Annotated in this window: 22 protein-coding genes and 2 tRNA genes; 6 read left to right on the top strand and 18 right to left on the bottom strand. The window is 62.6% G+C overall.

The genetic code is table 11. From position 1 onward, the window contains the following. Window positions 1–90: 90 nt before the first annotated feature. Entirely contained in the window at window positions 91–837 is a 747-nt protein-coding gene (rlmB, locus tag J3A98_RS00120) for a 23S rRNA (guanosine(2251)-2'-O)-methyltransferase RlmB (protein WP_003249554.1), read from the bottom strand. Then, window positions 834–3,407 carry a ribonuclease R gene (rnr, locus tag J3A98_RS00115; protein WP_176683152.1) on the bottom strand — a complete coding sequence of 858 codons (2,574 nt, stop codon included), beginning with the start codon at window positions 3,405–3,407 and terminating at the stop codon, window positions 834–836. Before rnr ends, rlmB begins: the two co-directional genes overlap by 4 nt. Before the next feature lie 272 nt (window positions 3,408–3,679). Between rnr and J3A98_RS00110 the strand changes: the two genes are divergently transcribed. The 4 genes from J3A98_RS00110 (at window position 3,680) to J3A98_RS00095 (ending at window position 6,759) form a co-directional block, all read left to right on the top strand. Next, window positions 3,680–3,766 (top strand) — tRNA-Leu (locus J3A98_RS00110). A gap of 88 nt (window positions 3,767–3,854) precedes the next feature. Next, a tRNA-Leu gene (locus J3A98_RS00105) sits at window positions 3,855–3,941 on the top strand. A gap of 239 nt (window positions 3,942–4,180) precedes the next feature. Next, a complete protein-coding gene (locus tag J3A98_RS00100; protein ID WP_003249550.1) occupies window positions 4,181–5,194 on the top strand; it encodes an extracellular solute-binding protein in 1,014 nt (337 codons plus the stop codon). Further along, the gene (locus J3A98_RS00095; RefSeq protein WP_003249548.1) at window positions 5,194–6,759 is read left to right on the top strand and encodes an iron ABC transporter permease; all 1,566 of its coding nucleotides are present in this window, start codon (window positions 5,194–5,196) and stop codon (window positions 6,757–6,759) included. The genes J3A98_RS00100 and J3A98_RS00095 overlap by 1 nt, the downstream gene beginning before the upstream one ends. A 103-nt stretch (window positions 6,760–6,862) precedes the next feature. Here the strand turns inward: J3A98_RS00095 and J3A98_RS00090 are convergent, their stop codons facing one another. The 13 genes from J3A98_RS00090 to J3A98_RS00030 all read right to left on the bottom strand — a co-directional run bounded on the left by J3A98_RS00090 (window position 6,863) and on the right by J3A98_RS00030 (window position 21,958). Further along, window positions 6,863–7,330 (bottom strand): DUF2867 domain-containing protein, encoded by a 468-nt coding sequence (locus tag J3A98_RS00090; protein WP_209963131.1) that lies wholly within the window; start codon window positions 7,328–7,330, stop codon window positions 6,863–6,865. Between the two features lie 74 nt (window positions 7,331–7,404). Next, window positions 7,405–9,339: a methyl-accepting chemotaxis protein gene (locus J3A98_RS00085; RefSeq protein WP_209963128.1), complete on the bottom strand. Its 1,935-nt coding sequence runs from the start codon at window positions 9,337–9,339 to the stop codon at window positions 7,405–7,407. 330 nt (window positions 9,340–9,669) lie between these two features. Continuing rightward, window positions 9,670–10,962: an adenylosuccinate synthase gene (locus tag J3A98_RS00080; protein WP_003249542.1), complete on the bottom strand. Its 1,293-nt coding sequence runs from the start codon at window positions 10,960–10,962 to the stop codon at window positions 9,670–9,672. A gap of 56 nt (window positions 10,963–11,018) precedes the next feature. Then, a complete protein-coding gene (locus J3A98_RS00075; RefSeq protein WP_176683146.1) occupies window positions 11,019–12,206 on the bottom strand; it encodes an ATP phosphoribosyltransferase regulatory subunit in 1,188 nt (395 codons plus the stop codon). 301 nt (window positions 12,207–12,507) lie between these two features. Continuing rightward, window positions 12,508–13,377 carry a protease modulator HflC gene (hflC, locus tag J3A98_RS00070; RefSeq protein WP_014592592.1) on the bottom strand — a complete coding sequence of 290 codons (870 nt, stop codon included), beginning with the start codon at window positions 13,375–13,377 and terminating at the stop codon, window positions 12,508–12,510. Then, window positions 13,377–14,558, bottom strand: a complete 1,182-nt coding sequence (hflK, locus tag J3A98_RS00065; RefSeq protein ID WP_176683145.1) for an FtsH protease activity modulator HflK — start codon at window positions 14,556–14,558, stop codon at window positions 13,377–13,379. The genes hflC and hflK overlap by 1 nt, the downstream gene beginning before the upstream one ends. A 96-nt stretch (window positions 14,559–14,654) precedes the next feature. Further along, window positions 14,655–15,956 (bottom strand): ribosome rescue GTPase HflX, encoded by a 1,302-nt coding sequence (gene hflX / locus J3A98_RS00060; protein WP_012274456.1) that lies wholly within the window; start codon window positions 15,954–15,956, stop codon window positions 14,655–14,657. Between the two features lie 12 nt (window positions 15,957–15,968). Next, complete coding sequence (gene hfq, locus J3A98_RS00055) at window positions 15,969–16,229, bottom strand: RNA chaperone Hfq (RefSeq protein ID WP_003249532.1); 261 nt, start codon at window positions 16,227–16,229, stop codon at window positions 15,969–15,971. Window positions 16,230–16,323: 94 nt separating this feature from the next. After that, window positions 16,324–17,295, bottom strand: coding sequence for a tRNA (adenosine(37)-N6)-dimethylallyltransferase MiaA (miaA, locus tag J3A98_RS00050; RefSeq protein ID WP_176683144.1), 972 nt, complete (start codon window positions 17,293–17,295; stop codon window positions 16,324–16,326). Between the two features lies 1 nt (window position 17,296). After that, the gene (mutL, locus tag J3A98_RS00045; RefSeq protein WP_084851629.1) at window positions 17,297–19,195 is read right to left on the bottom strand and encodes a DNA mismatch repair endonuclease MutL; all 1,899 of its coding nucleotides are present in this window, start codon (window positions 19,193–19,195) and stop codon (window positions 17,297–17,299) included. Further along, window positions 19,195–20,625 (bottom strand): N-acetylmuramoyl-L-alanine amidase, encoded by a 1,431-nt coding sequence (locus tag J3A98_RS00040; RefSeq protein WP_176683143.1) that lies wholly within the window; start codon window positions 20,623–20,625, stop codon window positions 19,195–19,197. The genes mutL and J3A98_RS00040 overlap by 1 nt, the downstream gene beginning before the upstream one ends. An 11-nt stretch (window positions 20,626–20,636) precedes the next feature. Further along, window positions 20,637–21,110 carry a tRNA (adenosine(37)-N6)-threonylcarbamoyltransferase complex ATPase subunit type 1 TsaE gene (tsaE, locus tag J3A98_RS00035; protein WP_003249523.1) on the bottom strand — a complete coding sequence of 158 codons (474 nt, stop codon included), beginning with the start codon at window positions 21,108–21,110 and terminating at the stop codon, window positions 20,637–20,639. Further along, window positions 21,098–21,958 (bottom strand): NAD(P)H-hydrate dehydratase, encoded by an 861-nt coding sequence (locus J3A98_RS00030; RefSeq protein ID WP_209963124.1) that lies wholly within the window; start codon window positions 21,956–21,958, stop codon window positions 21,098–21,100. Before J3A98_RS00030 ends, tsaE begins: the two co-directional genes overlap by 13 nt. 65 nt (window positions 21,959–22,023) lie before the next feature. Here J3A98_RS00030 and queG point away from each other — a divergent pair, with 65 nt between their 5' ends. Continuing rightward, window positions 22,024–23,088 (top strand): tRNA epoxyqueuosine(34) reductase QueG, encoded by a 1,065-nt coding sequence (queG, locus tag J3A98_RS00025; protein ID WP_209963120.1) that lies wholly within the window; start codon window positions 22,024–22,026, stop codon window positions 23,086–23,088. 131 nt (window positions 23,089–23,219) lie between these two features. Here queG and J3A98_RS00020 read toward each other — a convergent pair whose 3' ends face one another. Then, entirely contained in the window at window positions 23,220–23,831 is a 612-nt protein-coding gene (locus tag J3A98_RS00020) for a trimeric intracellular cation channel family protein (RefSeq protein ID WP_003249516.1), read from the bottom strand. Window positions 23,832–23,922: 91 nt separating this feature from the next. After that, window positions 23,923–24,465 carry an oligoribonuclease gene (orn, locus tag J3A98_RS00015; RefSeq protein WP_176683140.1) on the bottom strand — a complete coding sequence of 181 codons (543 nt, stop codon included), beginning with the start codon at window positions 24,463–24,465 and terminating at the stop codon, window positions 23,923–23,925. 151 nt (window positions 24,466–24,616) lie between these two features. Here orn and rsgA point away from each other — a divergent pair, with 151 nt between their 5' ends. After that, on the top strand, window positions 24,617–25,648 hold the full coding sequence (gene rsgA / locus J3A98_RS00010) for a small ribosomal subunit biogenesis GTPase RsgA (RefSeq protein WP_209963117.1): 1,032 nt from the start codon (window positions 24,617–24,619) through the stop codon (window positions 25,646–25,648). Window positions 25,649–25,955: 307 nt separating this feature from the next. On the opposite strand, the gene J3A98_RS00005 is transcribed toward rsgA, so the two are convergent. Beyond that, the coding region (locus tag J3A98_RS00005) for an OmpA family protein (protein ID WP_245356163.1) at window positions 25,956–26,383 on the bottom strand (428 nt) is incomplete at its 5' end.

Here is a 26,383-nt window from a genome sequence, read left to right as displayed (position 1 = left end):
CCCTTTCGCGGGTGAACCCGCTCCTACAGGGGAACGCAATCACCCTGCAGGAGCCGGTTCACCCGCGAAGAGGCCGGAACAGGCTGAGAATCAGCGCTTGGCCTGGCGCTGACGCACGGCTTCGAACAGGCAAACCCCGGTCGCCACCGACACGTTGAGACTGCTGACACTACCCGCCATCGGCAACTTCACCAGGAAGTCGCAATGCTCGCGGGTGAGCCGGCGCATGCCCTTGCCTTCCGCCCCCATGATCATCACCAGTGGCCCGGTCAGGTCTTGCTGGTAGATCTCCTGCTCGGCCTCGCCAGCGGTACCCACGACCCACAGGCCACGCTGCTGCAACTTCTCAAGCGTACGCGCCAGGTTGGTCACAGCCACCAGCGGAATGACTTCTGCCGCGCCACAAGCCACCTTTCGCACAACCGGCGTCAGCGTTGCGGACTTGTCCTTGGGCACGATCACTGCCGTGGCACCGGCCGCATCGGCGGTACGCAGGCAGGCGCCGAGGTTGTGCGGGTCGGTCACGCCGTCCAGCACCAGGATCAGCGGCGGGGTTTCTGTGCGCTCAAGCAGCTCTTCGAGCATCAGCTCGCCCCACACCTGGCTCGGGCTGACCTCGGCAACAACACCTTGGTGCACGCCTTCGACCCAGGCATCCATCTCACGGCGCTCGGCCTGGCCGACCGGCACGCGGTTTTCCGCGGCCAGCGCCAGCAAGGTCTCGAGGCGTGGCTCGCTACGCCCTTCCGACAGCCAGATCTGCTTGACCCGCTTTGGATGGTGCTGCAGCAATGCCTGCACGGCGTGTACGCCGTAGATTTTTTCCAGCTGACTCATGAATTGCTCTTGCTTTTGCGTGGCGCGCCGGACTTCGGCGGGCCTTTACGGTGCTTGGTCGGTTTGCCGGACGGCTTGCCACCTTTCTCGGATTTGCTGCCAGCACTGCTGCGCGCGTCGGTCATCAGCGCTTTCTTCATCTCGCGGCTTTTACGCACTTCAGCGTTACGCTGCACAGCATCCTTGGGGAAGTACGCTTCGGACGCTTCGCTTTTGCGGCTGCGCGGCTTGGGCGTGGCTTTCGCTTCAGTTACCGGCTGCTGCTCGGCTTTTTCGGCAGCCGGCGCGGCGCCACGCTGCTTGCGGCCGATCGGTGCGGCGAGGGTCTTTTCCGACACTTCGAAGTCGATCTTGCGCTCATCCAGATCAACACGCATGACCTTGACTTCGATGGTGTCGCCCAAGCGGAAGGTGCGACCGGTACGCTCGCCGGACAGGCGATGGTGTACCGGGTCGAAGTGGTAGTAGTCCCCCGGCAACGCACTGACGTGCACCAGGCCCTCTACATAGATATCGGTCAGCTCGACGAACAGGCCGAAACCGGTCACTGCCGTGATCACACCCGGGAAGGTCTCGCCAACGCGGTCTTTCATGAACTCGCACTTGAGCCAGTTGACCACGTCACGGGTGGCTTCGTCAGCCCGGCGCTCGGTCATCGAGCACTGCTCGCCGAGTTGCTCCAGGGTGTTTTCGTCGTACGGGTAGATACGCGCCTTGGGGATGCTCATGGCGCCGGCACGCTTGACGTGCGGGGTATCGACCTTGGAGCGGATGATGCTGCGGATGGCGCGATGCACCAGCAGGTCCGGGTAACGACGAATCGGCGAGGTGAAGTGGGTGTACGCCTCGTAGTTCAGGCCGAAGTGGCCGTTGTTCTCGGTGCTGTACACGGCCTGGCTCAGCGAGCGCAGCATCACCGTCTGGATCAGGTGGAAGTCCGGGCGACCGGCGATGCTCGCCAGCAGGGCCTGGTAATCCTTCGGCGACGGGTCCTTGCCCTTGTGCAGGCTCAAGCCCAACTCCCCAAGGAAGGCACGCAGTTTTTCCAGGCGCTCCGGTGGAGGGCCGTCGTGCACGCGGTACAACGCCGGTACACCGTGCTTCTGCAGGAACTCGGCAGTGGCCACGTTGGCCGCCAGCATGCATTCCTCGATCAGCTTGTGGGCGTCGTTGCGCACGGTCGGGCGGATTTCAGCGATCTTGCGCTGATCACCGAAAATGATGCGGGTTTCCTGGGTTTCGAAGTCGATGGCGCCCCGCGTGTGACGCGCGTCCACCAGCACCTTGTACAGGTTGTACAGGTTCTTCAGGTCCGGCACGACGTCCTTGTACTCTTCGCGCAGCGCCTTGCCCTCACGGGTACGCGAGTGCTCGAGCATGCTGCTGACCTTGTTGTAGGTCAGGCGGGCATGGGAGTGGATCACGCCTTCGTAGAACTGATAGTCGACCATCTGGCCGGCTTTGTTCATGGTCATTTCACAGACCATGGCCAACCGGTCGACGTGCGGGTTCAGCGAGCACAGGCCGTTGGACAGCTCTTCGGGGAGCATCGGCACCACGCGCTCGGGGAAGTACACCGAGTTGCCGCGCTGCTGGGCTTCGACATCCAGGGCAGAGCCCAGACGCACGTAGCTGGATACGTCAGCGATGGCCACGTACAGGCGCCAGCCACCGGAGAACAGACGCAGCTTGCCCAGCGGTTCGCAATAAACGGCATCGTCGAAGTCGCGGGCGTCTTCACCGTCGATGGTGACGAACGGCAGATGGCGCAGGTCGACACGCTTCTCTTTGTCCTTCTCCTCGACTTCGGAGCGGAACTTGCGCGCTTCCTTGACCACCTCATTGGGCCACACATGCGGAATGTCGTAGCTGCGCAGGGCAACGTCGATTTCCATGCCCGGCGCCATGTAGTTGCCGATGACCTCGACCACATCGCCTTGCGGCTGGAAGCGCGGCGTTGGCCAGTGGGTGATCTTGATCTCGACGAACTGGCCGATCTTGGCACCGCCGTTACGCCCGGCGGTCACCAGCACTTCCTGCTGGATCTTCGGGTTGTCCGGGGTTACGTAACCGATGCCGCCTTCTTCGAAATAGCGGCCGACCACGCTTTCGTGGGCACGGGAGATGACTTCGACCAGCACGCCTTCACGGCGGCCACGGCGGTCGACACCGGAGACGCGGGCCAGGCCACGGTCGCCGTCGAACACCAGTCGCATCTGCGACGGGCTGAGGAACAGGTCTTCGCTGCCGTCATCGGGAATAAGGAAGCCGAAGCCGTCGCGGTGGCCGGAGACTCGACCGCAGATCAGGTCCAGCTTGTCTACCGGGGCATAAGTGCCGCGCCGGGTATAGATAAGCTGGCCATCGCGCTCCATGGCACGCAGGCGGCGGCGCAGGGCTTCGATCTGGTCTTCTTCATACAGACCGAACTCTTTTGCCAGCTCCTCGCGGGCAGCAGGTTCGCCTCGGTCGGCGAGACGCTGCAGGATCAGCTCACGGCTGGGAATGGGGTTGTCGTATTTTTCCGCTTCGCGAGCGGCCTCGGGATCGAGGGATTGCCAATCGGCCATCAGAAGGGGTTCACCTTGGGGTATATAGATAGGAATTCTGGCATAGGCGTATTGAAACCGGAAATGTCTGCCTTGGACAGCCCCCGCTGCAGTGCATAAACAGCAGAAATAGGCTTATGGAATCAACGAGTTGAATTTTTTGAATTTTTTTTCGATTGGGGGCTTTACAGCCCTGGGTAGCGTCCGTATAGTGCGCACCACAACGACGGACAACCCCGAAGTTGTAGTAGAGATGAACGACGCTGTAAAGCATCAAGTAACCTCGAATGTGTGCCCAGGTGGCGGAATTGGTAGACGCGCTGGTTTCAGGTATCAGTGACCGCAAGGTCGTGGAAGTTCGAGTCTTCTCCTGGGCACCAAGTATTTTCAAGTAACAGATGACCAAGGATCTGTTACTACTGCGTGAAAGCGAACGATAGTCGCCTTCTGCAGATGATGTAAAGCTTTGCCCAGGTGGCGGAATTGGTAGACGCGCTGGTTTCAGGTATCAGTGACTTAACGGTCGTGGAAGTTCGAGTCTTCTCCTGGGCACCATACAAAAACCCACTAGCTTGCTAGTGGGTTTTTTCTTGCCTGCGATTTTTTGTGCCCCCTCCTCGATACGCGCACGTTGTAAGAGCGGGCTCACCCGCGAATAGCCCCCCCTACAGGCAACACACCCCAACCCCTTGCACCATGGTCTGACCATGAATTTCTCGTCACCCGGCCACTTGAGAAAGAATTTCGTTTACCATTGTTTCCAAATATGTAGCCGTAAGCGAGGAAGTACCCGCATGACGATCCGCCCGCAACCGCTGATGCGTACCTTGGCCGCCGCAGTGCTGAGCCTGGTCATCGGCGCTCCGGCCGCCATGGCAGACGCACCGGTCACGCTGACCATGTACAACGGTCAGCACAAGGAAATCGGCGAAGCCATTGCCAAGGCCTATGAGGCCAAGACCGGCATTCACATCGACATCCGTAAAGGCAGCAGCAACCAGCTGGCCAGCCAGATCATCGAGGAAGGCGACCGCTCGCCGGCCGACATCATCTACACCGAAGAGTCCCCGCCTCTGAACAACCTGGGCGAACTGGGCCTGCTGGCCAAGATTGACGACGCTACGTTGAACATGATGCCCAAGGAGTACGTTGGCGCCAACGGCACCTGGATGGGTATCACCGCCCGTACGCGCATCGTGGTGTACAACCCGAAGAAAGTCGACGAGAAAGACCTGCCGACCACGGTGATGGACTTCGCCAACCCTGAGTGGGAAGGCCGCGTCGGCTACGTACCCACCAGCGGTGCGTTCCAGGAGCAGGCCGTGGCCATTCTGAAGATGCACGGGCGCGAAGCCACCGAAGAATGGTTGACCGGCCTGAAAGCCTTCGGCAAGACCTATACCAACAACATGGTCGCCCTCAAAGCCGTGGAAAAAGGTGAAGTGGCTGCGGTACTGGTTAACAACTACTACTGGTACGCGCTCGAACGCGAACGCGGCAAGCTGGACACCAAGCTCTATTACCTGGCCGACGGCGATGCTGGCAACCTGGTCACTATCTCCGGCGCCGGCGTGGTCAAGGCCAGCAAACACCCGAAAGAAGCCCAGGCCCTGCTCAACTGGATGGCCAGCGAAGAAGGCCAGCGCGTGATCACCCAGACCACCGCCGAGTACCCGCTGCACAAGGGTATGGTTTCTGACCGCGGCCTGAAGCCGTTCGACGAACTGCGCCCGCCGAAGATCTCGCCAGCTGACCTGGGCAATGCCGAGGAAGCCATCGAACTTGAGCGTGAGGTCGGCCTGCTCTGATGACTGCCGCCCTGTCCGAACCGGTGCCGGTACGCTTCGTACCGCGGCGCAAGCGCCCTTCCATCTGGGTAGTGCTGCCTGTGCTGTTCCTTGTGGCAATGAGCTTGCTGCCACTGGCTTATGTTGCCATCAAAGCCTGGGAGGCCGGCTGGCGCGAAGCTTTGCACCTGTTGTGGCGGCCCTTTGTCTGGGGGCTGATGCGCAACACCCTGATGCTGATGGTCGGGGTGACGCTGACCTGCATGGTGGTCGGCCTGGCACTGGCCTGGCTGCTGGAGCGCAGCAACCTGGCCGGCCGCCGGTTGTGGGGCGTGGTGCTGTGCCTGCCATTCGCCGTGCCGTCGTTCGTCAGCAGCTTCACCTGGGTGTCGCTAAGTTCGGACTTTGAAGGCCTGGGCGGCGCGATCATGGTCATGGCCCTGTCCAAGTACCCGCTGGTGTTCCTGCCCGTTGCCGCGACCCTGCGCAACCTCGACACGTCGCTGGAGGAGTCGGCACGCACCCTGGGTTGCAGCCGCTGGGGGGTGTTCAGCAAAGTCACCCTGCCGCTGCTGTGGCCGTCGATGCTCGGCGGTGCGCTACTGATTGCCCTGCATATGCTGGTAGAGTTTGGCGCATTGTCGATCCTCGGCCTGCAAACCTTTACCACGGCGATCTACCAGCAGTTCGAGCTGGAGTTCAGCAACGCCAACGCGGCCATGCTGTCTGCCGTGCTGTTGGCGATGTGCCTGGCAATGCTGTGGCTGGAACTGCGGGTGCGCGGCAAAGCCCGCCATGTACGTATTGGCCAGGGCGTAGCGCGGCGTGCGCAACCGGTGCGGCTGCGCGGCTGGGCGGTGCTGGCGCAACTGTTCTGCGTGGGCCTGGCGGTGCTGGGCAGCGGCATTCCGCTGGCGATGCTCGGTTACTGGCTGAGCGTAGGTTCGTCGGCGGCATTTCCGGTGGCGGCCATCTCGAAGGCGTTGTTCACCTCGCTGTCGGTGTCGCTGGGCGGTGCTGGCTTCTGTGTGCTGCTGGCTCTGCCTATCAGCTTTTTAGTGGTGCGCTACAAAGGCCGCCTGGCGATCTGGGCCGAGCGCCTGCCCTATCTGCTGCACGCCCTGCCCGGCCTGGTGATTGCCCTGACCCTGGTGTTCTTCGCCCTGCACTACGTGCCGGCGCTGTACCAGACCACGGCACTGTTGTTGCTGGCCTATGCGCTGCTGTTCCTGCCGCTGGCCCAGTCGCCGGTGCGCACCGCGCTTAACAAGGCTTCGCCGACGCTGGAAGAAGCCGCACGCACCCTGGGCGCCAGCAGCTTTGCCGCATTCTGCCGGGTGACCTTGCCGATCATCTTCCCGGCCATGGCGGCGGCCTTCGCCCTGGTGTTTCTGGATGCCATGAAGGAGCTGACGGCTACCCTGCTGCTCAGCCCGACCGGCATGACCACCCTGGCCACCGAGGTGTGGGCGCACACAGCCAACGTCGAGTTCGCGGCAGCGGCGCCTTATGCGGCACTGCTGATCGTGGTGTCGGGGTTGCCCGTTTATCTGCTGACTACGCGGATGTATCTGAACAAAGCTTGATCCGCGTCGCCTTCATCGCCGGCAAGCCAGCTCCCACAGGTACCGCGCCGCCCTCAAGGCCTGGGCAGGACCTGTGGGAGCTGGCTTGCCGGCGGTGAGGCCATCAGATGTTACGCAGCATCCGGCGGACGATTGGCCCATGAGCCTTGCCGACGGGCAGCATGTAGAGGCGGCCGAAACGATTGAAGCACTGCACCGAGGTGGTCACATTCAAGCGTTGCCAGCCCTGCTCTGCTTCATCCAGATCCATGCTCACCATCACCGCCAGGTGCGTGTCACGCGAGGTCAGGACCAGTTGCTGGTCGCTGATTGCCTCGACGGTAAAGAAATCCAGCAACTCACCCACCGCCGGCACCCGGTCGGGGTTGCGCGATGAAAAACCGTGGATAGTAGCAACGTTGAACCGACGCGAGATGAAGTCGCGCAGGCGAAAGGCAATGGCCAGCCAGCCCGGAACGTCCGAGGTCATGGCGCAGTAGGCCTGGATGGCGGTCATTGGTGCGGTGACGCAAATGCCATCGCTAGAAAGAAAATCCAGTTCGGCCGGAGCGGCGACCAGTTGGGCGGACATGAACAACTCCCTTTGCCATTTGTCGCCGCCATCATAGCAACACCTCTCACAAGGCCGCTCCTACAGGGACCGCGTCAGGCGCGGAATTGGCCAAGGCTTGCCCGTAGCTGCGCCGCCAAGTCATCCAACACCTTGCTGCTGGCCGTGGTCTGCATCACCACCTCGGCTGATCGCTCAGCCTGGGCATGGATAGTCTCCACCCGCCCACGCACCGCCTGCGCGCCATTCGCCTGCTGCTCGGCCGCCCTGGTCGCCAGGCCAATGGCCGCATGCACCTGCTCCACGGCCGCCTGCACCGACTGCTGGCGGCGCTCGTTGTCACGCAGCACCAGCAACCCTTCACTGGCCTTGAGCCCAGCCTGACTGATGGTGGCCACTGCTTCCTTGGCACCTTTTTGCAGCGCGGTAATGTGCGCCTGAATGTCGCCGGTAGAGCTTTGCGTCTTGCTCGCCAGCGCCCGCACTTCATCGGCCACTACAGCGAATCCGCGGCCAGTCTCACCAGCGCGTGCGGCTTCGATTGCAGCGTTGAGGGCCAGCAGATTGGTCTGCTCGGCAATGCCATGGATGACGGTCAGCACCACTTCAATCTGTTCGCTCTGCTTGGCCAGGCGCTCGATCACCTGAGAGCCCGTTTCGACCTGCCCGGCAAGGTTCTCGATCAGGCTCGCCAGTTGCGTCGAGGAACGGCTGTTCTCATCGGTCGCCTGGCGAATGTCCACCACCTGCTGCAACGCCGCCTGCATAGCATGGCTTTCAGCCTGAGCCTCGTCAGCCATGCTCGACAGGTCGCGCAGGCTGGCGGCCACTTCGTCACGCTGCAACGCCGCCGCGGCATCGGCACCGGCATTGCGCTGGGCCATGGTGCCGATCTCGACGCCGGTACGCTGGGCCACCTCGCCAGCCTCGCGGACGATGGGCTGCAGCTTGTCGACAAAGCGATTGACCGCCGACGCCATGTCGCCGATCTCGTCGCGGCTGTCGAGGGTCACGCGCTTGGTCAGGTCGCCTTCGCCAGCGGCAAGGTCGTTGAGCGCTGCGATCAGCAGGCGCAGTTTGCTGAGCACGCGGCGGCCTAACACTAAAGCGACCACCAGCAGCACACCCAGGCCCACCACCACCAGGCCCAGACCAATCCGCCAGCGCAGCTCGGCAGCCGCATCGCGCACGGTCTGTGCAGTGTTGGCCTGCATCGCGGTGGCGCTAGCCTGCGCGACTTCCAGGCGCTCGCGCAGGGCCTTGCCACTGTCGGCAGCCGCCGCGCCCAGGCTATCGCCAACCAGTTGCTCGCCACTGGCGATCAGGGCACTGAAGCGCTGGTCGAGCGCCTTGAGTTCCTGGTCAATGCCGGCTGTAGAAACCCCCATCAGGACTTTGCCGATCTCGGCGCCATTGGGGTTGATGGACGCTTCGACGAAATACACCGACGGATCACGACGCGCGGCATCGAGCACCTTGTCCAGCGCACGCTCGCCCTGGCCTTTTTCCAACAAGGCCTGGTTGATCGGGTTTTGCCGGTTGAGATAGCGAGTCAGATGCTGACCCTGAGCGTCGTCGTACACCACGAACAACACGTTCGGGTTACGCTGAGCGCGTCGCGCGAAATCCGAGAGCACCGGCACGTCGTTGTCCCAGATCGCCCGCGGCGCAACCGAAGCCAGCAGTTCAGCCATGTCGTTGGCGGAATCCTTGAGGTTTTTTTCCAAGGTGCTGCGCAGTTGCTGCTGTTCGCTTTGCAGGCGCTCCGACAACCCTGCACTCAGGCGCTGGCGGGTACTGCTGGACAGGCCGTCGAGCCCAGAGCGTACATCTTGTCCGGCTTGCTCCAGTTCGCTTGCCAGTTGGCGACTGTCATTACCCAGTCGCTCGCCAAGATCAGCCTCCAGGGCGGTGACTGTGCTTCGGGTGAGCGCAACGGCAACCAGCACTTGCACCAAAAGAGCGATACCAAGGGCAACAAACACAGGCCGCAAGAGGCGGCTTCGTAACAGTGAGAGGATGGCAGACACGGTGTAACCCTCGTGTTTTCTGGCGCCACTATATTGATGGCATCTACAGAAACTTCTTACAGCAAGGGTTGTGCCGTAGGCAGCGGGGAAATGCGCCAAGGTCTAGCAATGGGGTTTCGTGTGTAGGCCCATTCGCGGGTAAACCCGCTCCTACAACGGCCTTGGCCCCACCACCATTGTGTGCCCACGTAGGAGCGGGTTTACCCGCGAATACGGTAGCGGCGGCAACGGTGGATTGCCGGTGGATATTGGCCAGCACAGACATGCCCACAAATGAAAACGCCGCAGCCCTTTTCAGGGCCACGGCGTCAGATCAGCCTGGCGGGCAGATCAGGCGAACGGATGACGCAGCACGATGGTCTCGTTGCGGTCCGGGCCGGTCGAAATGATGTCGATCGGCGCGCCAACCAGCTCTTCGATGCGCTTGATGTAGTCACGCGCAGCTTGCGGCAGCTCTTCCAGGGTTTTCACACCCAGAGTCGACTCGCTCCAGCCTGGCATCTCTTCGTACACCGGCTCCAGGCCGATGTAGCTGTCGGCATCGGAAGGCGCGTCGATGACGGCACCGTTCTCGTTCTTGTAGCCAACGCAGATGTTGATGGTTTCCAGGCCGTCCAGTACGTCCAGCTTGGTAAGGCAGATGCCCGAGATGCTGTTGACGTCGATGGCGCGACGCAGGATGACGGCGTCGAACCAGCCGCAACGACGGGCACGGCCGGTGGTGGAACCGAACTCGTGACCACGCTTGGCCAGGGTAGCGCCGGTCTCGTCGAACAGTTCGGTCGGGAACGGACCGGAACCCACGCGAGTGGTGTAGGCCTTGGTGATACCCAGGATGTAGTCCAGGTACATCGGGCCAACGCCGGAACCGGTGGAAATACCGCCAGCAGTGGTGTTGGAGCTGGTGACGTACGGGTAGGTGCCGTGGTCGATGTCCAGCAGCGAGCCCTGGGCGCCTTCGAACATGATGTCCTTGCCGGCGCGACGCAGGTTGTGCAGCTCGGCGGTGACGTCGAGCATCATCGGCTTGAGCTGTTCGGCGTAAGCCATGCACTCGTCCAGCGTCTGCTGGAAGTCGATGGCTGGCTCTTTGTAGTAGTTCACCAGCTGGAAGTTGTGGTAATCCAGCAGCTCACCCAGCTTGGCAGCGAAACGCTCGCGGTGGAACAGGTCGCCCACGCGCAGGCCGCGACGTGCCACCTTGTCTTCATAGGCCGGGCCGATACCACGGCCAGTGGTGCCGATCTTGGCTTCGCCACGGGCTTTTTCGCGGGCCTGGTCCAGGGCCACATGGTACGACAGGATCAGCGGCGCAGCCGGGGAAATGCGCAGACGCTCGCGCACGGGCACGCCTTTCTCTTCCAGCTTGGTGATTTCACGCATCAGTGCATCCGGGGCAACGACCACGCCGTTACCGATCAGGCACTGTACGCCTTCACGCAGGATGCCGGACGGAATCAGGTGCAGAACGGTTTTTTCACCGTTGATCACCAGGGTGTGACCCGCATTGTGGCCACCTTGGTAGCGCACTACGGCGGCAGCATGTTCGGTCAGCAGATCGACGATCTTGCCTTTGCCCTCATCACCCCACTGGGTGCCCAGGACGACGACATTCTTACCCATTACATTGGTCCTCATTCACGCAAACTTGGTTGCCGGCCTGTTGCCGACGCAGAAACTCACTGGGCCAGCGGCAGAACCTGCCAGCGCCCGTCTTGCTGAATCAATTGCCGATCACAATCCGCCTCGAGAGCAGCACTCAACGGCTGGCCAGGCAGAGCCTGAACCACACGCTGGCCCTCGTTGCGCAACTGGCAGACTTGCTGCCAGAGGGCCGCGTCGCCACTGTCCGGCATCCAGATGCCGCCAGTTGGCAATACGACCTCCGCTCGCCCCAGTGTGACCAGGGTCTTCAAATCCGTGGAGAAACCAGTGGCCGGGCGCGCCCGGCCAAAATCGGCGCCAATATCGTCGTAGCGCCCGCCTTGGGCGATCGATTGGCCTTCGCCCGGCACGAACACGGCGAACACCACGCCGGTGTGATAGTGGTAACCACGCAGCTCGCCGAGGTCGAAGTACAGCGGCAGGTCCGGGTAGCGAGACGCCAGGCGATCAGCGATCGCCAGCAGGTCGTCCAGCGCCGCCAGTACGCTGGCCGGGGCGCGACCGAGGCGCACGCGGGCTTCAGCCAGTACTTCACGACCACCGCACAGTTCGACCAGGGCGCGCAGCATGCTGCCCAGGTCTTTCGGCAGGTCGGCGGTCAGCGCCTGCACTTCATCGACAGCCTTGCGCTGCATGGCGTCGAACAGCTGCTGTTCGACCGCGCCAGACAGGCCGGCGGCACGGGCCAGGCCGCGGTAAATACCGACATGGCCCAGGTCCATGTGCACATCCGGCACATCGGTCAGCTGCAGCGTGGCGAGCATCAGGCTGATGACCTCGACGTCACTGGTAGGGCTGGCATCGCCGTACAGCTCGGCACCCAGCTGGATCGGGCTGCGCGAGGTGGACAGGGCACGCGGCTGGGCGTGCAGCACGCTGCCGGCATAGCACAGGCGGCTCGGGCCTTCACGGCGCAGTGTGTGCGCATCGATACGCGCCACCTGCGGGGTGAAGTCGGCGCGGAAGCCCATCAGGCGGCCGGACTGCGGGTCCACTACCTTGAAGGTACGCTGATCCAGGTCCTGGCCGGCGCCGGTAAGCAGCGACTCCAGGTACTCGATATGCGGGGTGACGACCAGTTCGTAGCCCCAACTCTGGAACAGGTCCAACACCTGGCGACGCGCGATCTCGATGCGCGCAGCCTCAGGTGGCAGTACTTCCTCGATGCCATCTGGCAGCAGCCAGCGGTCTACCGTTGCCATTACGCCATTTCCCCTCTGGTCCGGGCGGCTTGCCAGCAGGCAAGCCGTCAGAAAAGCCGGTATCGCGCACAGCAGCGGGCAGCACTGATCCCAGCGCAGCCACCGTACCCGACACCCTCAAATTGCCTTGCGAGCTGACCAAACTGTCGACCGGCGCTGTGCCAATCAACCTTGCAGACGCAAAAAAGCCGGGAAATTTCCCGGCTGCCTCATCATACACCCCTTTTCATTCAGGATGCACCCCGCCTGGTGCATTAGCTGCCAGGCGGGGTGCCGCTGCATGAAAATCAGGGCCTGAGCATCAAGGCCTGCTCTTGTCCAGGTAACGGAAGAACTCGTTCTTCGGATCCAGGACCATCACGTCGCTCTTGCTCGAGAAGCTCTCGCGGTATGCCTGCAGGCTACGGTGGAACGCATAGAAATCAGCGTCCTGGCTGTAGGCCTTGGCATAGATAGCGGCCGCCTGGGCGTCACCATCACCGCGGGTTTCTTCTGCTTCGCGATAAGCCTCGGCCAGCAGCACACGGCGCTGACGGTCGGCATCGGCACGGATACCTTCGGCCAGCTCGTTACCCTTGGCACGGTGCTCGCGGGCTTCACGCTCACGCTCGGTGCTCATGCGATCGAACACGCTGCGGTTGACTTCCTTCGGCAGGTCGATGGCCTTGACGCGCACGTCGACCACCTCGATGCCCAGCTCCTTGCTCGCCATGCGGTTCAGCGATGCAGTGATGTCAGCCATCAGCGCGTCACGTTCACCGGAAACCACTTCGTGCAGGGTACGTTTACCGAACTGGTCGCGCAGGCCACTTTCCAGACGGCGCGACAGACGCTCGTCGGCGATCTGCTTCATGCCGGACGTGGCGGTGTAGAAGCGTTCAGCGTCCTTGACGCGCCACTTGGCGTAGGCGTCGACCATCACCGCTTTCTTTTCCAGGGTCAGGAACCGCTGGGTAGGAGCATCGAGGGTCATCAGTCGGGCGTCGAACCTGCGCACCTGGTTCACGTACGGAATCTTCACGTGCAGGCCGGGCTGAACATCCGCCTCGACCACCTTACCGAAGCGCAGCAGTACCGCACGCTCGGTCTGGGACACGATGTAGAAGCTGTTCCAGGCCACGATGGCCAGGACCACGGCGGCGATCAGGGCGATCAGCGATCTATTGCTCATCAGCGGCTCTCCCTAGTACGCAGTTGCTGCTGTTGCTGTTGCATGTCCTGCGCGGCACGGGCGGCCGCATCGTTGGCCGATGGCGACACGCTGGTGGTTGGCATGGACGGCCTGCGGCTGCCTTCGACCATCTTGTCCAGCGGCAGGTAGAGCAGGTTGTTCTGCCCGTCCTTGGTTGCCACCATGACCTTGCTCGAGTTGCTGTAGACCTCTTGCATGGTCTCCAGGTACAGACGCTCACGGGTTACGTCAGGTGCCTTGCGGTACTCGACAAGCAGCTTGGTAAAGCGGTCTGCCTCACCCTTGGCGCGGGCGATGACTTCGTCGCGGTAACCATTGGCGTCCTCGATGATGCGCTGCGCCTGACCACGGGCTTCCGGCACCACGCCGTTGGCATAGGACTCGGCCTGGTTGCGGGCACGCTGCTCGTCTTCGCGGGCTCGGATCACGTCGTCGAAGGCTTCCTGCACTTCACGCGGGGCTGCCGCGCTCTGTACGTTGACCTGGGTAACGGTGATACCGGTGCGGTAGTTGTCGAGGAAGCGCTGCAGGCGTTCGCGGATATCCACGGCCATCTGCTCACGACCCTCGGTCAACACCTGGTCCATCGAAGTGGAACCAACCACGTGGCGCAGAGCACTCTCGGTGGCGTGCTGCAAGCTCACCTCAGGCTGGTCGACGTTGAGCACGAAGTCCTGCAGGTTGCTGATCTTGTACTGGACGGTCAGCGGCACCTCGACGATGTTCTCGTCTTCGGTCAGCATCTGGCCCTGCTTGGTGTAGGCACGCTCACGCGTGACGTTTTCCATGTACTTGCGATCAATCGGCGGGAAGTAGATGTTCAGGCCGGGACCGACCGTCTCATAGTACTTGCCGAAGCGCAGCACAACCGCCTGCTCCTGCTCGTCGACCACATACACGGCGTTGTACAGCCAGATTGCAGCCAGCACCGCCAGGCCGATGCCCAGCAGGCCCAGGCCACCGCCCTTGCCGACATTGCGGTCACCGCCGCCACGTTTCTTGCTGCCGCCGAACATGCCATTCAGGCTGTCCTGCAGTTTGCGGAAGGCCTCGTCCAGATCCGGTGGACCTTTCTTGTCACCACCGCCGCCACCGCCACCACGGCGGCCGCCCCAGGGATCCTGATTGTTCGAGTTGCCACCCGGCTCGTTCCAAGCCATAGCGCTCTCCATCTGATAAAGCAAAGACGCGCCCACGGCGCGCCGTCCAATGCTACAGAATGCCTGTCACTGCTGCCCGGCGACCTCGACGAGCATTTATTGCAAAGTGTGTTGCTCGACAAACACTTGCGGCTCCATGCCTTCGCGGCTGACCAGGCGATTCAGTTCGACCATGGGCAGTCGCACGCTCAGCAGGCTGCGCCCTTCTTCATCATGCTCTTCACTCTGCACGGCCCCCAAGGCAAAGAATTGCGCGCGCAAGCGGGCAAAACGCTGCTCCAGACACAGGGTACCGACAAACAGATCATCCCCCAGCAACTCGGCAACCGCCTGGCCAACCAGCTCCAGGCCACGCCCATCGCGTGCCGATACCCAGACCCGTTCCGGCTTGCCATCGGCATTGCGCTGGATCTGTGGCTCGACATCTTCGAGCAAGTCGAGTTTGTTGTACACCTCAAGGATCGGCAACCCCTCGGCACCAATCTCGCCCAACACCGCCAGCACCTGCTCGATCTGCTCCATGCGCTCAGGCTCATGGGCGTCGATCACATGCAGCAACAGGTCGGAGTTGCTCGACTCTTCGAGCGTAGCCCGAAATGCCTCGACCAGCTTGTGCGGCAGGTGGCGAATGAAGCCTACGGTATCGGCCAGCACGATCGGCCCCAGGTCGTTGAGCTCGAGCCGGCGCAGGGTCGGGTCGAGTGTGGCGAACAGCTGGTCCGCGGCATACACCTCGGACTCGGTCAGGGCGTTGAACAGCGTGGACTTGCCGGCGTTGGTATAACCCACCAGCGACACCGACGGAATATCCGCGCGCTTGCGCCCGCGACGCGCCTGCTCGCGCTGGCTGCGCACTTTCTCCAGGCGTGACTTGATCTGGCGTATCCGCACCCGCAACAGGCGGCGGTCGGTTTCCAGCTGGGTTTCACCCGGGCCGCGCAGGCCAATACCACCTTTTTGTCGCTCAAGGTGAGTCCAGCCGCGCACCAGCCGCGTGCTCATGTGCTCCAGCTGGGCCAGTTCGACCTGCAGCTTGCCTTCATGGGTACGCGCCCGCTGGGCGAAGATATCGAGGATCAGCCCGGTACGGTCGAGCACACGACACTCGAACACACGTTCAAGGTTGCGCTCCTGACTGGGCGTAAGGGTGTGATTGAAAATCACCAGATCTACCTGTTCGGCATGGACCAGGTCGTGCAACTCTTCGACCTTGCCACTGCCAATCAGGTATTTGGCGGAAGGCTGATGCCTTGTCACCGTGACCAGCGAGACGATGTCGGCCCCGGCCGACAATGCCAACTCCTGAAACTCCTGCGGGTCTTCGCGCGCCTCAGGGTTCTGACCTTCCAAGTGAACGAGCAACGCCCGCTCACCACCACCGTGGCGCTCAAAGAACAATGCAGGCTCCTATCAGGCGTTGCCTGGCTCGCTGTCGCCGTGCTCGCTGTCGGTCGGGCTTGGCAGGCGGACCGGACGGGCCGGAACTACGGTCGAGATGGCGTGCTTGTAGACCATCTGGCTGACGGTGTTCTTCAGCAATACCACGAACTGGTCGAACGACTCGATCGAGCCCTGCAGTTTGATACCGTTGACCAGATAAATGGATACCGGGACCTTTTCTTTTCTCAAGGTGTTCAAGTAAGGGTCTTGTAGCGAATGCCCTTTTGACATATGCCGCACTCCTGTAAGGATAAATAATAGAAAATCAATAAAATCGATAAATTAGGCCGCCCCTTCGCAAGAATAGACGGCAATCAGCAGGGACTCAGCTCAATATGGAGATGGCCCCAAGGTATTTCAAGGTGCGGGACAGATTGTCGCAGGCCAGGCTGTCAAGCCAGTGCACTTCAGGCCAGCCACGCAACCAGGTGAACTGCCGCTTGGCCAGCTGCCGGGTAGCAATGATACCGCGTTCACGCATCTCATTCTCAGTCAGCTTGCCATCCAGGTAATCCCACACTTGCCGATAACCCACTGCCCGTATAGACGGCAGCCCGGCGTGCAAGTCACTTCTGGCTCGCAGCGATCGGACCTCGTCAACGAAGCCCTGTTCCAGCATCTGCGAAAATCGTAACGCAATTCGCTGATGCAAAATGTGACGATCTGTAGGAGCAATCGCCAAACTGGCGACAGTATAGGGCAAATGTCCGCCAGCGCCTGCGTCTGCGCCGCGACTTTCCGCGAATTGACGCCGACGATGAACTGTCATGCTCTCGCCGCTCACCCGGTATACCTCCAACGCCCGGATCAGCCGCTGCGGGTCATTGGGGTGGATACGCGCCGCGGACTCCGGATCAACTTCGGCCAACTGGCGGTGCAGCTCGGCCAGGCCCAGGGCTTCAGCCTGTGCCTCCAGCTCGGCGCGCACCGCCGCATCGGCCGCTGGCATGTCGGCCAAGCCATCGATCAACGCCTTGTAATAGAGCATGGTGCCGCCGACCAGCAGCGGGATCTTGCCGCGCGCGGTGATCTCGGCCATGGCCTCCAGGGCGTCGGTACGGAACTGCGCGGCCGAATAGCTCTCGGCCGGGTCGCGAATGTCGATCAGCCGGTGCGGGTGGGCGGCAAGTATTTCTTTCGACGGCTTGGCCGAACCGATATCCATGCCACGGTAGACAAGTGCCGAATCGACGCTAATCAGCTCACACGGCAGCACTGTGGTCAGTTCGATGGCAAGGTCGGTCTTGCCGGCCGCCGTCGGACCCATCAGGAATATTGCAGGGGGCTTGCCGCTCATTTCATCGACCGCGCAGGAAAAGTTTGTCCAGATCGTCCAGGCCCATCTGGGTCCAGGTAGGACGGCCATGATTGCACTGGCCGCTGCGCTCGGTGTTTTCCATGTCGCGCAGCAGGGCGTTCATCTCGGGAATTGCCAGGCGCCGGTTGGCGCGTACGGCACCGTGACAGGCCATGGTGCCGAGCAGTTCGTTGAGGTGCGCCTGAATGCGATCACTGGTGCCGTATTCCATAAGGTCGGCAAGCACGTCCTGCACCAGGCGGTTGGCTTCGGCCTGCTTGAGCAAGGCCGGGATCTGGCGAATCGCCAAAGTTTCGGGGCCCAGGCGCTGCAATTCGAAGCCCAGCCGCTGGAACCACTGTGCATGCTCTTCGGCACAGTCGGCCTCACGCTGGCTCAAGGCCAGGGTTTCCGGCACCAGCAGCGGCTGGCCGCTCAGGCCCTCGCTGGCCATGGCCACCTTGAGGCGCTCGTACATTATCCGCTCGTGGGCGGCGTGCATGTCCACCAGCACCAGGCCAACGGCGTTCTCGGCCAGGATGTAGATGCCCTTGAGCTGCGCCAGCGCGTAGCCTAGCGGGGGAATGTCGCCCTGGCTTTCGGGCAGGGCCGTCGCAGGCGCTGCACCGGTTTCCAGCGGCTTGTAGAACTCACGATACACCGCCTGTGCCTCTGCGGCCGGCAGCGGCTGCGAGGGGCGTGGGGTGTACTGATACTGGTAACCGGCGCCACTGCCACCATTGGAAAATGACTGCTGTGGGGCTCGAGGCTGTTCAAGCACCGGCGAGGCCAGGCGCATTTCACCCTGGGGCCCGAACTCACCGGCCTGCTGACCAGTCGGGCGCACCAGCTCAGGCACGGCAGCAGGTGCGGCCAGCTGATCTTCCGGGCGTACGTCGGCCAAGGCACGGTGCAAGGTGCCATACAGGAAGTCATGCACCGAGCGCCCTTCACGGAATCGCACTTCATGCTTGGTAGGGTGCACGTTCACATCGACGCCGTTGGGCTCCAGCTCCAGGAACAGCACGAAAGTGGGGTGGCGGCCGTTGAACAGCACGTCCCGGTAGGCCTGACGCACGGCATGGGCGACCAGTTTGTCGCGCACTGCCCGGCCATTGACGAAGAAGTACTGCAGGTCTGCCTGGCTGCGCGAGAACGTGGGCAAACCGACCCAGCCCCAAAGGCGCAGGCCGTTGCGCTCGACGTCGATCGGCAGCGCCTGCTCCATGAACCCCGGGCCACAGATGGCACCCACCCGCCGCGCACGGGCGACTTCGTCGTGGGCCTCATGCAGGCTGAGGATGCTCTTGCCGTTGTGGCGCAGGTGGAAGCCGACATCGAAACGGGCCAGTGCCAGCCGGCGGATCACTTCCTGCAAGTGATCGAATTCGGTTTTCTCGGCCTTGAGGAACTTGCGCCGGGCCGGGGTATTGAAGAACAGGTCGCGCACTTCCACAGAGGTACCGACCGGGTGCGCCGCCGGCTGCACCCGCGGCGTCATGTCTCGGCCTTCGGTTTCAACTTGCCATGCCTCGCTGGCACTGGCAGTACGCGAGGTCAGGGTCAGGCGCGCCACCGAACTGATCGAGGCCAAAGCCTCGCCACGGAAGCCCAGGCTCAATACCCCTTCAAGGTCTTCCAGCTCGCGGATCTTGCTGGTGGCGTGTCGGGCGAGCGCCAGCGGCAGGTCGTCGGCAGAAATGCCGCTGCCGTCGTCCCGCACCTTCAGCAGCTTGACGCCGCCCTGCTCTACTTCGACATCGATGCGCCGGGCACCGGAGTCCAGGCTGTTTTCCAGCAGTTCCTTGGCTACGGATGCCGGCCGCTCTACAACCTCGCCGGCAGCAATCTGGTTGGCCAGCCGCGGGCTGAGCAGCTGAATTCGTGAACCGCCACTCATTATTGCGCGGCCAAGGTTGTGGCGGGCACATCGAGGCGCTGGCCAACCTTCAGTTCATCGGTCTTCAGCCTGTTGGTGCTGCGCAGGCTGGCCACACTGACCTGGTAACGCACGGCGAGCATCGCCAGGGTTTCGCCAGGGCGCACGGTGTGTTCACGCGGGCCGGCGGCAATCTTGCCGGTGTCACGCAGCCAGGCGATATAGGTGCCAGGTGGCGGGTTCTGCTGGAAGTACTGGCGCACCCCGGTGCGGATCGAGCGGGCCAGTGCCTGCTGGTGGCTGGGCGAGGCCAGCTTGGCTGCTTCGTTGTTGTTCGAGATGAACCCGGTTTCAACGAGAATCGACGGAATATCCGGTGACTTCAGCACCATGAAGCCGGCCTGCTCCACGCGCTGCTTGTGCAACGAGGTGACGCGCCCCATGTTGCCCAATACCTTCTGCCCCACGTTGAGGCTGGAGCTGAGCGTAGCTGTCATCGACAGATCAAGCAGCACGCCAGCGAGCATGCGGTCCTTGTCGTCGAGGCTGACATTACCCGCACCACCGATCAGGTCGGAACGGTTTTCCGTGTCGGCCAGCCAGCGCGCAGTCTCGGAGGTGGCGCCACGATCGGACAGGGCGAACACCGAAGCGCCAAAGGCTGCACGCGACGGAGCCGCGTCGGCGTGAATCGAAATGAACAGGTCGGCGCCTTTCTTGCGGGCAATTTCGGTACGCTTGCGCAGTGGGATGAAGTAATCACCGGTGCGGGTCAGCTCTGCGCGGAAACCTTTTTCGCTGTTGATCTGACGCTGCAGTTCTTTGGCGATCTGCAACACGATGTCTTTTTCGTGCTGGCCACGCGAGCCGGAAGCGCCAGGGTCTTCGCCGCCATGCCCGGCATCGATGGCAACCACGATGTCACGCTTGCCACTGGGTACCGGTGGCAGCTTGATCGCCGGCTGGGCCGGCGTCACTGGCACCGCCGGCGTGGTCGCAGGCGTTTGCACCGGAGCCCGTGCAGGCGGCGGCGCGCTGGCCGCGATAGCGTCAGCTTCCTGGTCATAAAGGTCGACCACCAAGCGGTTGCCGTACTGTGCATTGGGCGCCAGGGTGAAGCTTTTCGGGGTTACCGACTTTTTCAGATCGACCACAACCCGAAGGTCGGTTGGCGTACGCTGGGCCGAACGCACATTGCTTATCGGCGTGTTGGAGGTGGCCACATTCAGTGGCGCGGCCAGTGTTGCGCCATTGATGTCGATGACCAGGCGATCGGGCGCGCTCAGGGTGAAGACACTGTGCTGCACGGGGCCAGACAGGTCGAAAACCAGCCGCGTGTTGTCCGGTGCGCGCCACAGGCGCATGCTCTTGACTTGAGTGACGGCCAGAGCCTCAACGGTCACCGTTGTCAGCAGCAGCCCAACGATGGCGACCAGTGCGCGTATGCGCATACCTACCCCACTTACTGTTTATAGTGTTCGGCCAGTGCCACGCACCAGGCCTCGCCGCGAGCCCCCTGCGGCGAAAGGTTCAGCGAGCGTCCACTCGCTTGGGGGCTTATGGTAATGGTCAGGTCAGGCTTTGGCAAAACGCCCGCACCCTTTTGTGGCCATTCGAACAAGCACAGCGGGTCGCCTTCGAAATAGTCACGAATACCCATGAACTCAAGCTCCTCCGGGTCGACCAGGCGATACAGGTCGAAGTGAAAGGCTCGGACCTCGCCGATTTCATAGGGTTCGACCACGGTGAACGTCGGGCTTTTCACAGCACCAGTATGGCCCAGACCGCGGATCAGGCCACGCGACAGGGTAGTTTTACCCGCACCCAGGTCGCCTTCAAGGAAAATAACACCGCGACCACCGGTCACCTCGGCCAGTGCTGCACCGAATTTGACCGTGGCCTCTTCATCGGCCAGAAACAAATTTAAGCCAGACACGCAGAATGCTCCTCCAACAACTCACGAATGACCGGCGCCAGATCACTGGCCGCCAGGCCTCTACCTTTTATCCCAAGGCGCTCGCCGGCACAGGCGTGCAACCATACCCCCAGACAGCCCGCACCCCAGGCATCCAGGCCTTGGGCCACCAGTGCCGCCAACACGCCAGTCAGCACATCGCCCAGACCGGCGCCGGCCATCGCCGGGTGCCCGCGCTCGCACACCGCCAGTTGCCCGCTCGGAGCTGCCACCAATGTGCCAGCACCTTTGAGTACACAGACGCTGTTATAACGACGCGCCAGCTTGCGTGCGGCGCCAGGGCGGTCGGCCTGCACCGCCTCGGTGGAAATGCCCAGCAGCCGCGCCGCCTCCCCCGGGTGCGGGGTAAGGATGCTGCCACTGGGCAGGGCCAGCGGGGTGCGCGCCAGCAAATTCAAGGCATCGGCATCCCACACTTGCGGCCGCTCGGCGTTGGCCACCGCCGACAACAGGCTGCGGCCCCACGCCGCCTGCCCCAGGCCGGGCCCGACCACCACCACCGAGGCGCGCTCCAGCACGCCCATCAGCTGGTTGGCCGAACGGGCCCCCAGGCACATGACCTCGGGCAGGCGCGCCAGGCTGGCCGACACGTGCTCGGGCCGGGTTGCCACGCTGACCAGCCCGGCGCCGCAACGCAGGGCGGCTTCAGCGCTGAGCAATACAGCGCCTCCGGTACCAAGGTCGCCACCGACCACCAGTACATGGCCAAAGTCGCCCTTGTGGGCATGCGCATGCCGTGCCGGCAGGCGGGCAACCGTCACGCTGCTGAGCAATTGAGGGGCATTACTGGGGTGTTTGGTCTGCGGCATGGGGTCAAAGGCTCCAATGTCTGGCAGAATTATACGCACCTGAGCCCGTATTGCCTTGCCCATCCATGCCTGCCTCCACACCTGACCTCGCCCAACTGGCCCAATCGATCAAGATGTGGGGCCAGGAACTCGGTTTTGCCCATGTCGGCATCGCCGGGGTCGACCTTGGCGAACACGAACACCACCTGCAGCGTTGGCTCGACGCCGGCTATCAGGGTGAAATGGAATACCTGGGCGCCCACGGCAGCAAAAGGTCACACCCGGACCAACTGATCCCCGGCACGGTACGCGTGGTCTCGCTACGCATGGACTACCTGCCCGGCGACACGCAGATGGCACAGCGCCTGGCCCAGCCGGAGAAGGCCTACGTGTCGCGCTATGCGCTTGGCCGGGACTACCACAAGCTGGTGCGCAAGCGCGTTCAGTTTCTTGCCGACCGCATCCAGGAAGCCATCGGCCCGTTCGGCTACCGCGCCTTTGTAGACAGCGCCCCGGTACTGGAAAAAGCCCTGGCCGAACAGGCCGGGCTGGGCTGGATCGGCAAGAACACGCTGTTGCTCAACCGCAAGGCAGGTAGCTATTTCTTCCTTGCCGAACTGTTCGTCGACCTGCCGCTGCCGGTGGACGAAGCCACCACCAGCGAACACTGCGGGCGTTGCCAGGCCTGCCTGGACATCTGCCCGACACAGGCGTTCGTCGGGCCTTATGTGCTGGATGCCCGGCGCTGCATCTCGTACCTGACCATCGAGCTGAGAGGCGCGATCCCTGTCGAGTTGCGCGCAAAGATGGGCAACCGGGTGTTCGGTTGCGACGACTGCCAGATCGTCTGCCCGTGGAACCGCTTTGCCAAGCACAGCCAGGAGCAGGATTTCCAGCCACGGCACGGGCTGGAAAATACCGATCTGGCAGCGATGTTCCTGTGGGATGAACGCACCTTCCTGCGCAAGACCGAAGGCGGGCCGTTGCGGCGGGCCGGGTACGAGCGGTTTTTGCGCAACCTGGCGGTAGGTTTGGGCAATGCGCCGTCGACGATTCCGGTGATCGAGGCGCTGAAGGCCCGGCGCGACGATGAATCGGATCTGGTGCGCGAGCATGTGGAATGGGCGCTGGCCCGACACGACATTTCCTAGCCACACAATCTTTGTAGGAGCGGGTTCACCCGCGAATGCTATGGCAGTGGCAAAATTGAACGCCTGGTAGAAATTGGCCGACAGGCCCGGCCCTTTCGCGGGTAAACCCGCTCCTACAGGGCTGCATCAGCCTATTGCTGGTCGTTGTAGTGGAACTTGGGCATTTCCCAGTGGAAGCGAATCGCCAACAGGCGCACCAGGAAACCGCCAAACAGTGTCAGCAACATCGCCTGCTCCGCCGGCACCTTGAAATACACGCAACCCAGATAGAACCAGGCCGCCGCAAATGACACGCTGGCATACAGCTCTCGGCGGAACACCAGCGGGATATCGTTGCAGAAGATATCCCGCAGGATCCCGCCAAACACCCCGGTGATCACCCCGCTGATCGACGCCACCAGCATGCCCTGCCCCATCTCCAGCGCCGTCATGCAGCCAATCAGGGTAAATGCCACCAGCCCCAGGGCATCGAGCACCAGGAACAGCGAGCGAAGGCGGCGCATCATTGGCGCGATGAAAATGGTCAGCAGCGCCGCAAAACTGGTCAGCACCAGGTACTCCGGGTGCTTCACCCAGGTCAGCGGGTAGTGCCCGAGCAGCACATCACGCACCGAGCCGCCCCCAAGCGCAGTGACGCAGGCGATCAGTACCACGCCAAACCAGTCCATGCCGCGACGCCCGGCAGACAGCGCGCCAGTCATGGCTTCGGCGGTAATGGCGATGAGGTAGAGCATCAACAACATGGCGCGGGTCCGTGCAGGAAAGGCGCGCAGTCTAACCAGTTGCCCAAGGCACCAAAAGGGGGCACAGATACAATATCTGCGCCGTTTCGACTCACAGCTTGATGAAGTGCTCGCGATAGTGACGCAGTTCGGCGATCGATTCGCGGATATCGTCCAGCGCCAGGTGGGTATTGCCCTTCTTGAAGCTGTCACGCACGTTCGGCGCCCAGCGCGCGGCCAATTCCTTGAGGGTGGAGACATCCAGGTTGCGGTAGTGGAAGTAGTTTTCCAGGTTGCGCATGTGGCGGTAGAGGAAACGACGATCCTGGCAGATGCTGTTGCCGCAGATCGGCGACTTGCCTTTAGGCACCCACTGCTCGAGGAAGGCGATGGTCTGCGCCTCGGCTTCGGCCATGCTGACCTTGCTCTCGCGCACGCGCTGGGTCAGCCCCGAAGCACCATGGGTGCGGGTATTCCACTCGTCCATGCGCGCCAGCACTTCGTCACTGTGGTGGATGGCGATTACCGGCCCTTCGGCCAAGGTGTTCAGCTCGCTGTCGGTGACGATGGTGGCCATTTCGATGATAACGTCGCTGTCCGGATCCAGGCCGGTCATTTCCAGGTCGATCCAGATCAGGTTCTGTGGGTTTTGCATGCAGGGGCTCCTCATATAGGCGGTCATATTAGCCTAGTGGCCAAGGCACGCCCATTCACGGCATAAACCTGGGCGGAATAGTCCAACGGCTGGCGTGCTAAACTGCCTGCCGTTTTCAATGCCCACGCCGGGCCTCTCTTACGGTACCTTCATGGCCAAACGCCAGCTCAATCGCCGCCAGAACTGGCGGATCGAAAAAATCCAGGGTGAGCGCGCCGCTCGCGCGGCCAAACGCGAGCAGCATGCACTGCAGGAACTGGAGGGTGGTGACCTGGGGCCGGAGCAGCTTGGCCTGGTGATCGCACACTTCGGCGTACAGGTAGAAGTGGAAGCCCAGGACGGCGAAACCGCGGGCCAGGTGTTCCGCTGTCACTTGCGTGCCAACCTGCCAGCACTGGTCACCGGCGACCGCGTGGTATGGCGTGCGGGCAATCAGGGCATTGGCGTGATCGTGGCGCAGATGCCGCGCAGCACCGAGCTGTGCCGGCCGAACAACCATGGCCAGCTCAAGCCCGTAGCTGCCAACGTCGACCTGATCGTGATCGTGTTCGCCCCGGCGCCGGAACCACACCCGAACCTGATCGACCGCTATCTGGTAGCGGCCGAACACGCCGGCCTGCGGCCGCTGCTGCTGCTGAACAAGGCCGACCTGATCAACGAAGAGAACGGCCCCGGCCTGCATGCGTTGCTGGAGGTCTACCGCGAACTGGGTTACCCGCTGCTGGAAGTATCGGCACACCAGGGCGACGGCATGCAGCGCCTGCAGCAGCTACTCGACGGCCACATCAGTGTGTTCGTCGGCCAGTCAGGGGTAGGTAAGTCGTCGCTGGTCAACAGCCTGCTGCCGGACGCCGGCACCCGCGTCGGCGACCTGTCGGAATGGTCTGGCCAGGGTACCCACACCACCACCACGGCCCGGCTGTACCACTTCCCCAACGGCGGCGACCTGATCGACTCGCCGGGCATTCGCGAGTTCGGCCTTGGCCATGTCAGCCGCGACGACGTGGAAGACGGCTTCATCGAGTTCCGCGACCTGTTCGGCACCTGCCGCTTCCGCGACTGCAAGCATGACCGCGAACCGGGCTGCGCGCTGCTCAAGGCGCTGGAAGAGGGGCGTATCAAGCCGCAACGCATGAACAGCTATCGCTCGATCATTGCCAGCCTGACTGAAGACAGCTACTGAAACGCTCGAATTGAAAGTTGCCGCGATCCCTTGTAGGAGCGGGTTTACCCGCGAATACGGTGGCGACTGCAACGGTGAACGGCGGGTGGAAATTGGCCAGCAGGTCCGGCCCTTTCGCGGGTGAACCCGCTCCTACGACGGCCTGCGCCCAATCACCGATGCGTATGTAGGAGCGGCTTTAGCCGCGAACACCGGCAACGCCGGTGCCATTCACCGCGCTGGAGGCTTCGCGGGTAAACCCGCTCCTGCAGTGATCGCGCCAGCGTTCAAGTGCTGGGTAGCACAGTTGCCCACACAAAAAGGCCGCTTACTGCTCCTTGGCGTCATCCATCTTCAGCGTGCCCTCTTCAAAGATGTTCAGCTTCTGGCGCAGCTCACGCGGTTGCATCGGTGTCTGTTCAGTTGCCCCTGGGGCAGCCGGCGCCGAAGCCCCTGGCGCAGCACCACTGGCTGGCGCTGCAGGAGCAGTTGGCGGTGTTTGCGGCGCACCCTGCTCACCCTCGATGTTGCGCTGGGCTTTCTTGGTCAGCACGATGATGTCGATGCGGCGATTGACCGGGTTGAACGGGTCCTTGCGGTCGAACAGCGATGACGAGGCGTAACCCACCACCCGCGCCACCTGGCTGTCCGGGTAACCACCGGCCACCAGTGCACGACGCGCGGCGTTGGCGCGGTTGGCCGACAGCTCCCAGTTACCGTACTCGCCCGTGCCAGCATACTGCTTGGCATCGGTGT

The sequence above is a fragment of the Pseudomonas sp. BP6 genome, from assembly GCF_017875935.1.
GTDB classification, from domain to species: domain Bacteria; phylum Pseudomonadota; class Gammaproteobacteria; order Pseudomonadales; family Pseudomonadaceae; genus Aquipseudomonas; species Aquipseudomonas putida_Y.
Note: the sequence above shows the minus strand (reverse complement) of the source record. Positions and strands in the feature narration are given on the sequence as shown.

Coding starts and splice junctions, on each gene's coding strand:
- rlmB (WP_003249554.1), bottom strand. CDS start 837: ATGAGTCAGCTGGAAAAAATCTACGGCGTACACGCCGTGCAGGCATTG.
- rnr (WP_176683152.1), bottom strand. CDS start 3,407: ATGGCCGATTGGCAATCCCTCGATCCCGAGGCCGCTCGCGAAGCGGAA.
- J3A98_RS00100 (WP_003249550.1), top strand. CDS start 4,181: ATGACGATCCGCCCGCAACCGCTGATGCGTACCTTGGCCGCCGCAGTG.
- J3A98_RS00095 (WP_003249548.1), top strand. CDS start 5,194: ATGACTGCCGCCCTGTCCGAACCGGTGCCGGTACGCTTCGTACCGCGG.
- J3A98_RS00090 (WP_209963131.1), bottom strand. CDS start 7,330: ATGTCCGCCCAACTGGTCGCCGCTCCGGCCGAACTGGATTTTCTTTCT.
- J3A98_RS00080 (WP_003249542.1), bottom strand. CDS start 10,962: ATGGGTAAGAATGTCGTCGTCCTGGGCACCCAGTGGGGTGATGAGGGC.
- J3A98_RS00075 (WP_176683146.1), bottom strand. CDS start 12,206: ATGGCAACGGTAGACCGCTGGCTGCTGCCAGATGGCATCGAGGAAGTA.
- hflC (WP_014592592.1), bottom strand. CDS start 13,377: ATGAGCAATAGATCGCTGATCGCCCTGATCGCCGCCGTGGTCCTGGCC.
- hflK (WP_176683145.1), bottom strand. CDS start 14,558: ATGGCTTGGAACGAGCCGGGTGGCAACTCGAACAATCAGGATCCCTGG.
- hfq (WP_003249532.1), bottom strand. CDS start 16,229: ATGTCAAAAGGGCATTCGCTACAAGACCCTTACTTGAACACCTTGAGA.
- miaA (WP_176683144.1), bottom strand. CDS start 17,295: ATGAGCGGCAAGCCCCCTGCAATATTCCTGATGGGTCCGACGGCGGCC.
- mutL (WP_084851629.1), bottom strand. CDS start 19,195: ATGAGTGGCGGTTCACGAATTCAGCTGCTCAGCCCGCGGCTGGCCAAC.
- J3A98_RS00040 (WP_176683143.1), bottom strand. CDS start 20,625: ATGCGCATACGCGCACTGGTCGCCATCGTTGGGCTGCTGCTGACAACG.
- J3A98_RS00030 (WP_209963124.1), bottom strand. CDS start 21,958: ATGCCGCAGACCAAACACCCCAGTAATGCCCCTCAATTGCTCAGCAGC.
- queG (WP_209963120.1), top strand. CDS start 22,024: ATGCCTGCCTCCACACCTGACCTCGCCCAACTGGCCCAATCGATCAAG.
- J3A98_RS00020 (WP_003249516.1), bottom strand. CDS start 23,831: ATGTTGTTGATGCTCTACCTCATCGCCATTACCGCCGAAGCCATGACT.
- orn (WP_176683140.1), bottom strand. CDS start 24,465: ATGCAAAACCCACAGAACCTGATCTGGATCGACCTGGAAATGACCGGC.
- rsgA (WP_209963117.1), top strand. CDS start 24,617: ATGGCCAAACGCCAGCTCAATCGCCGCCAGAACTGGCGGATCGAAAAA.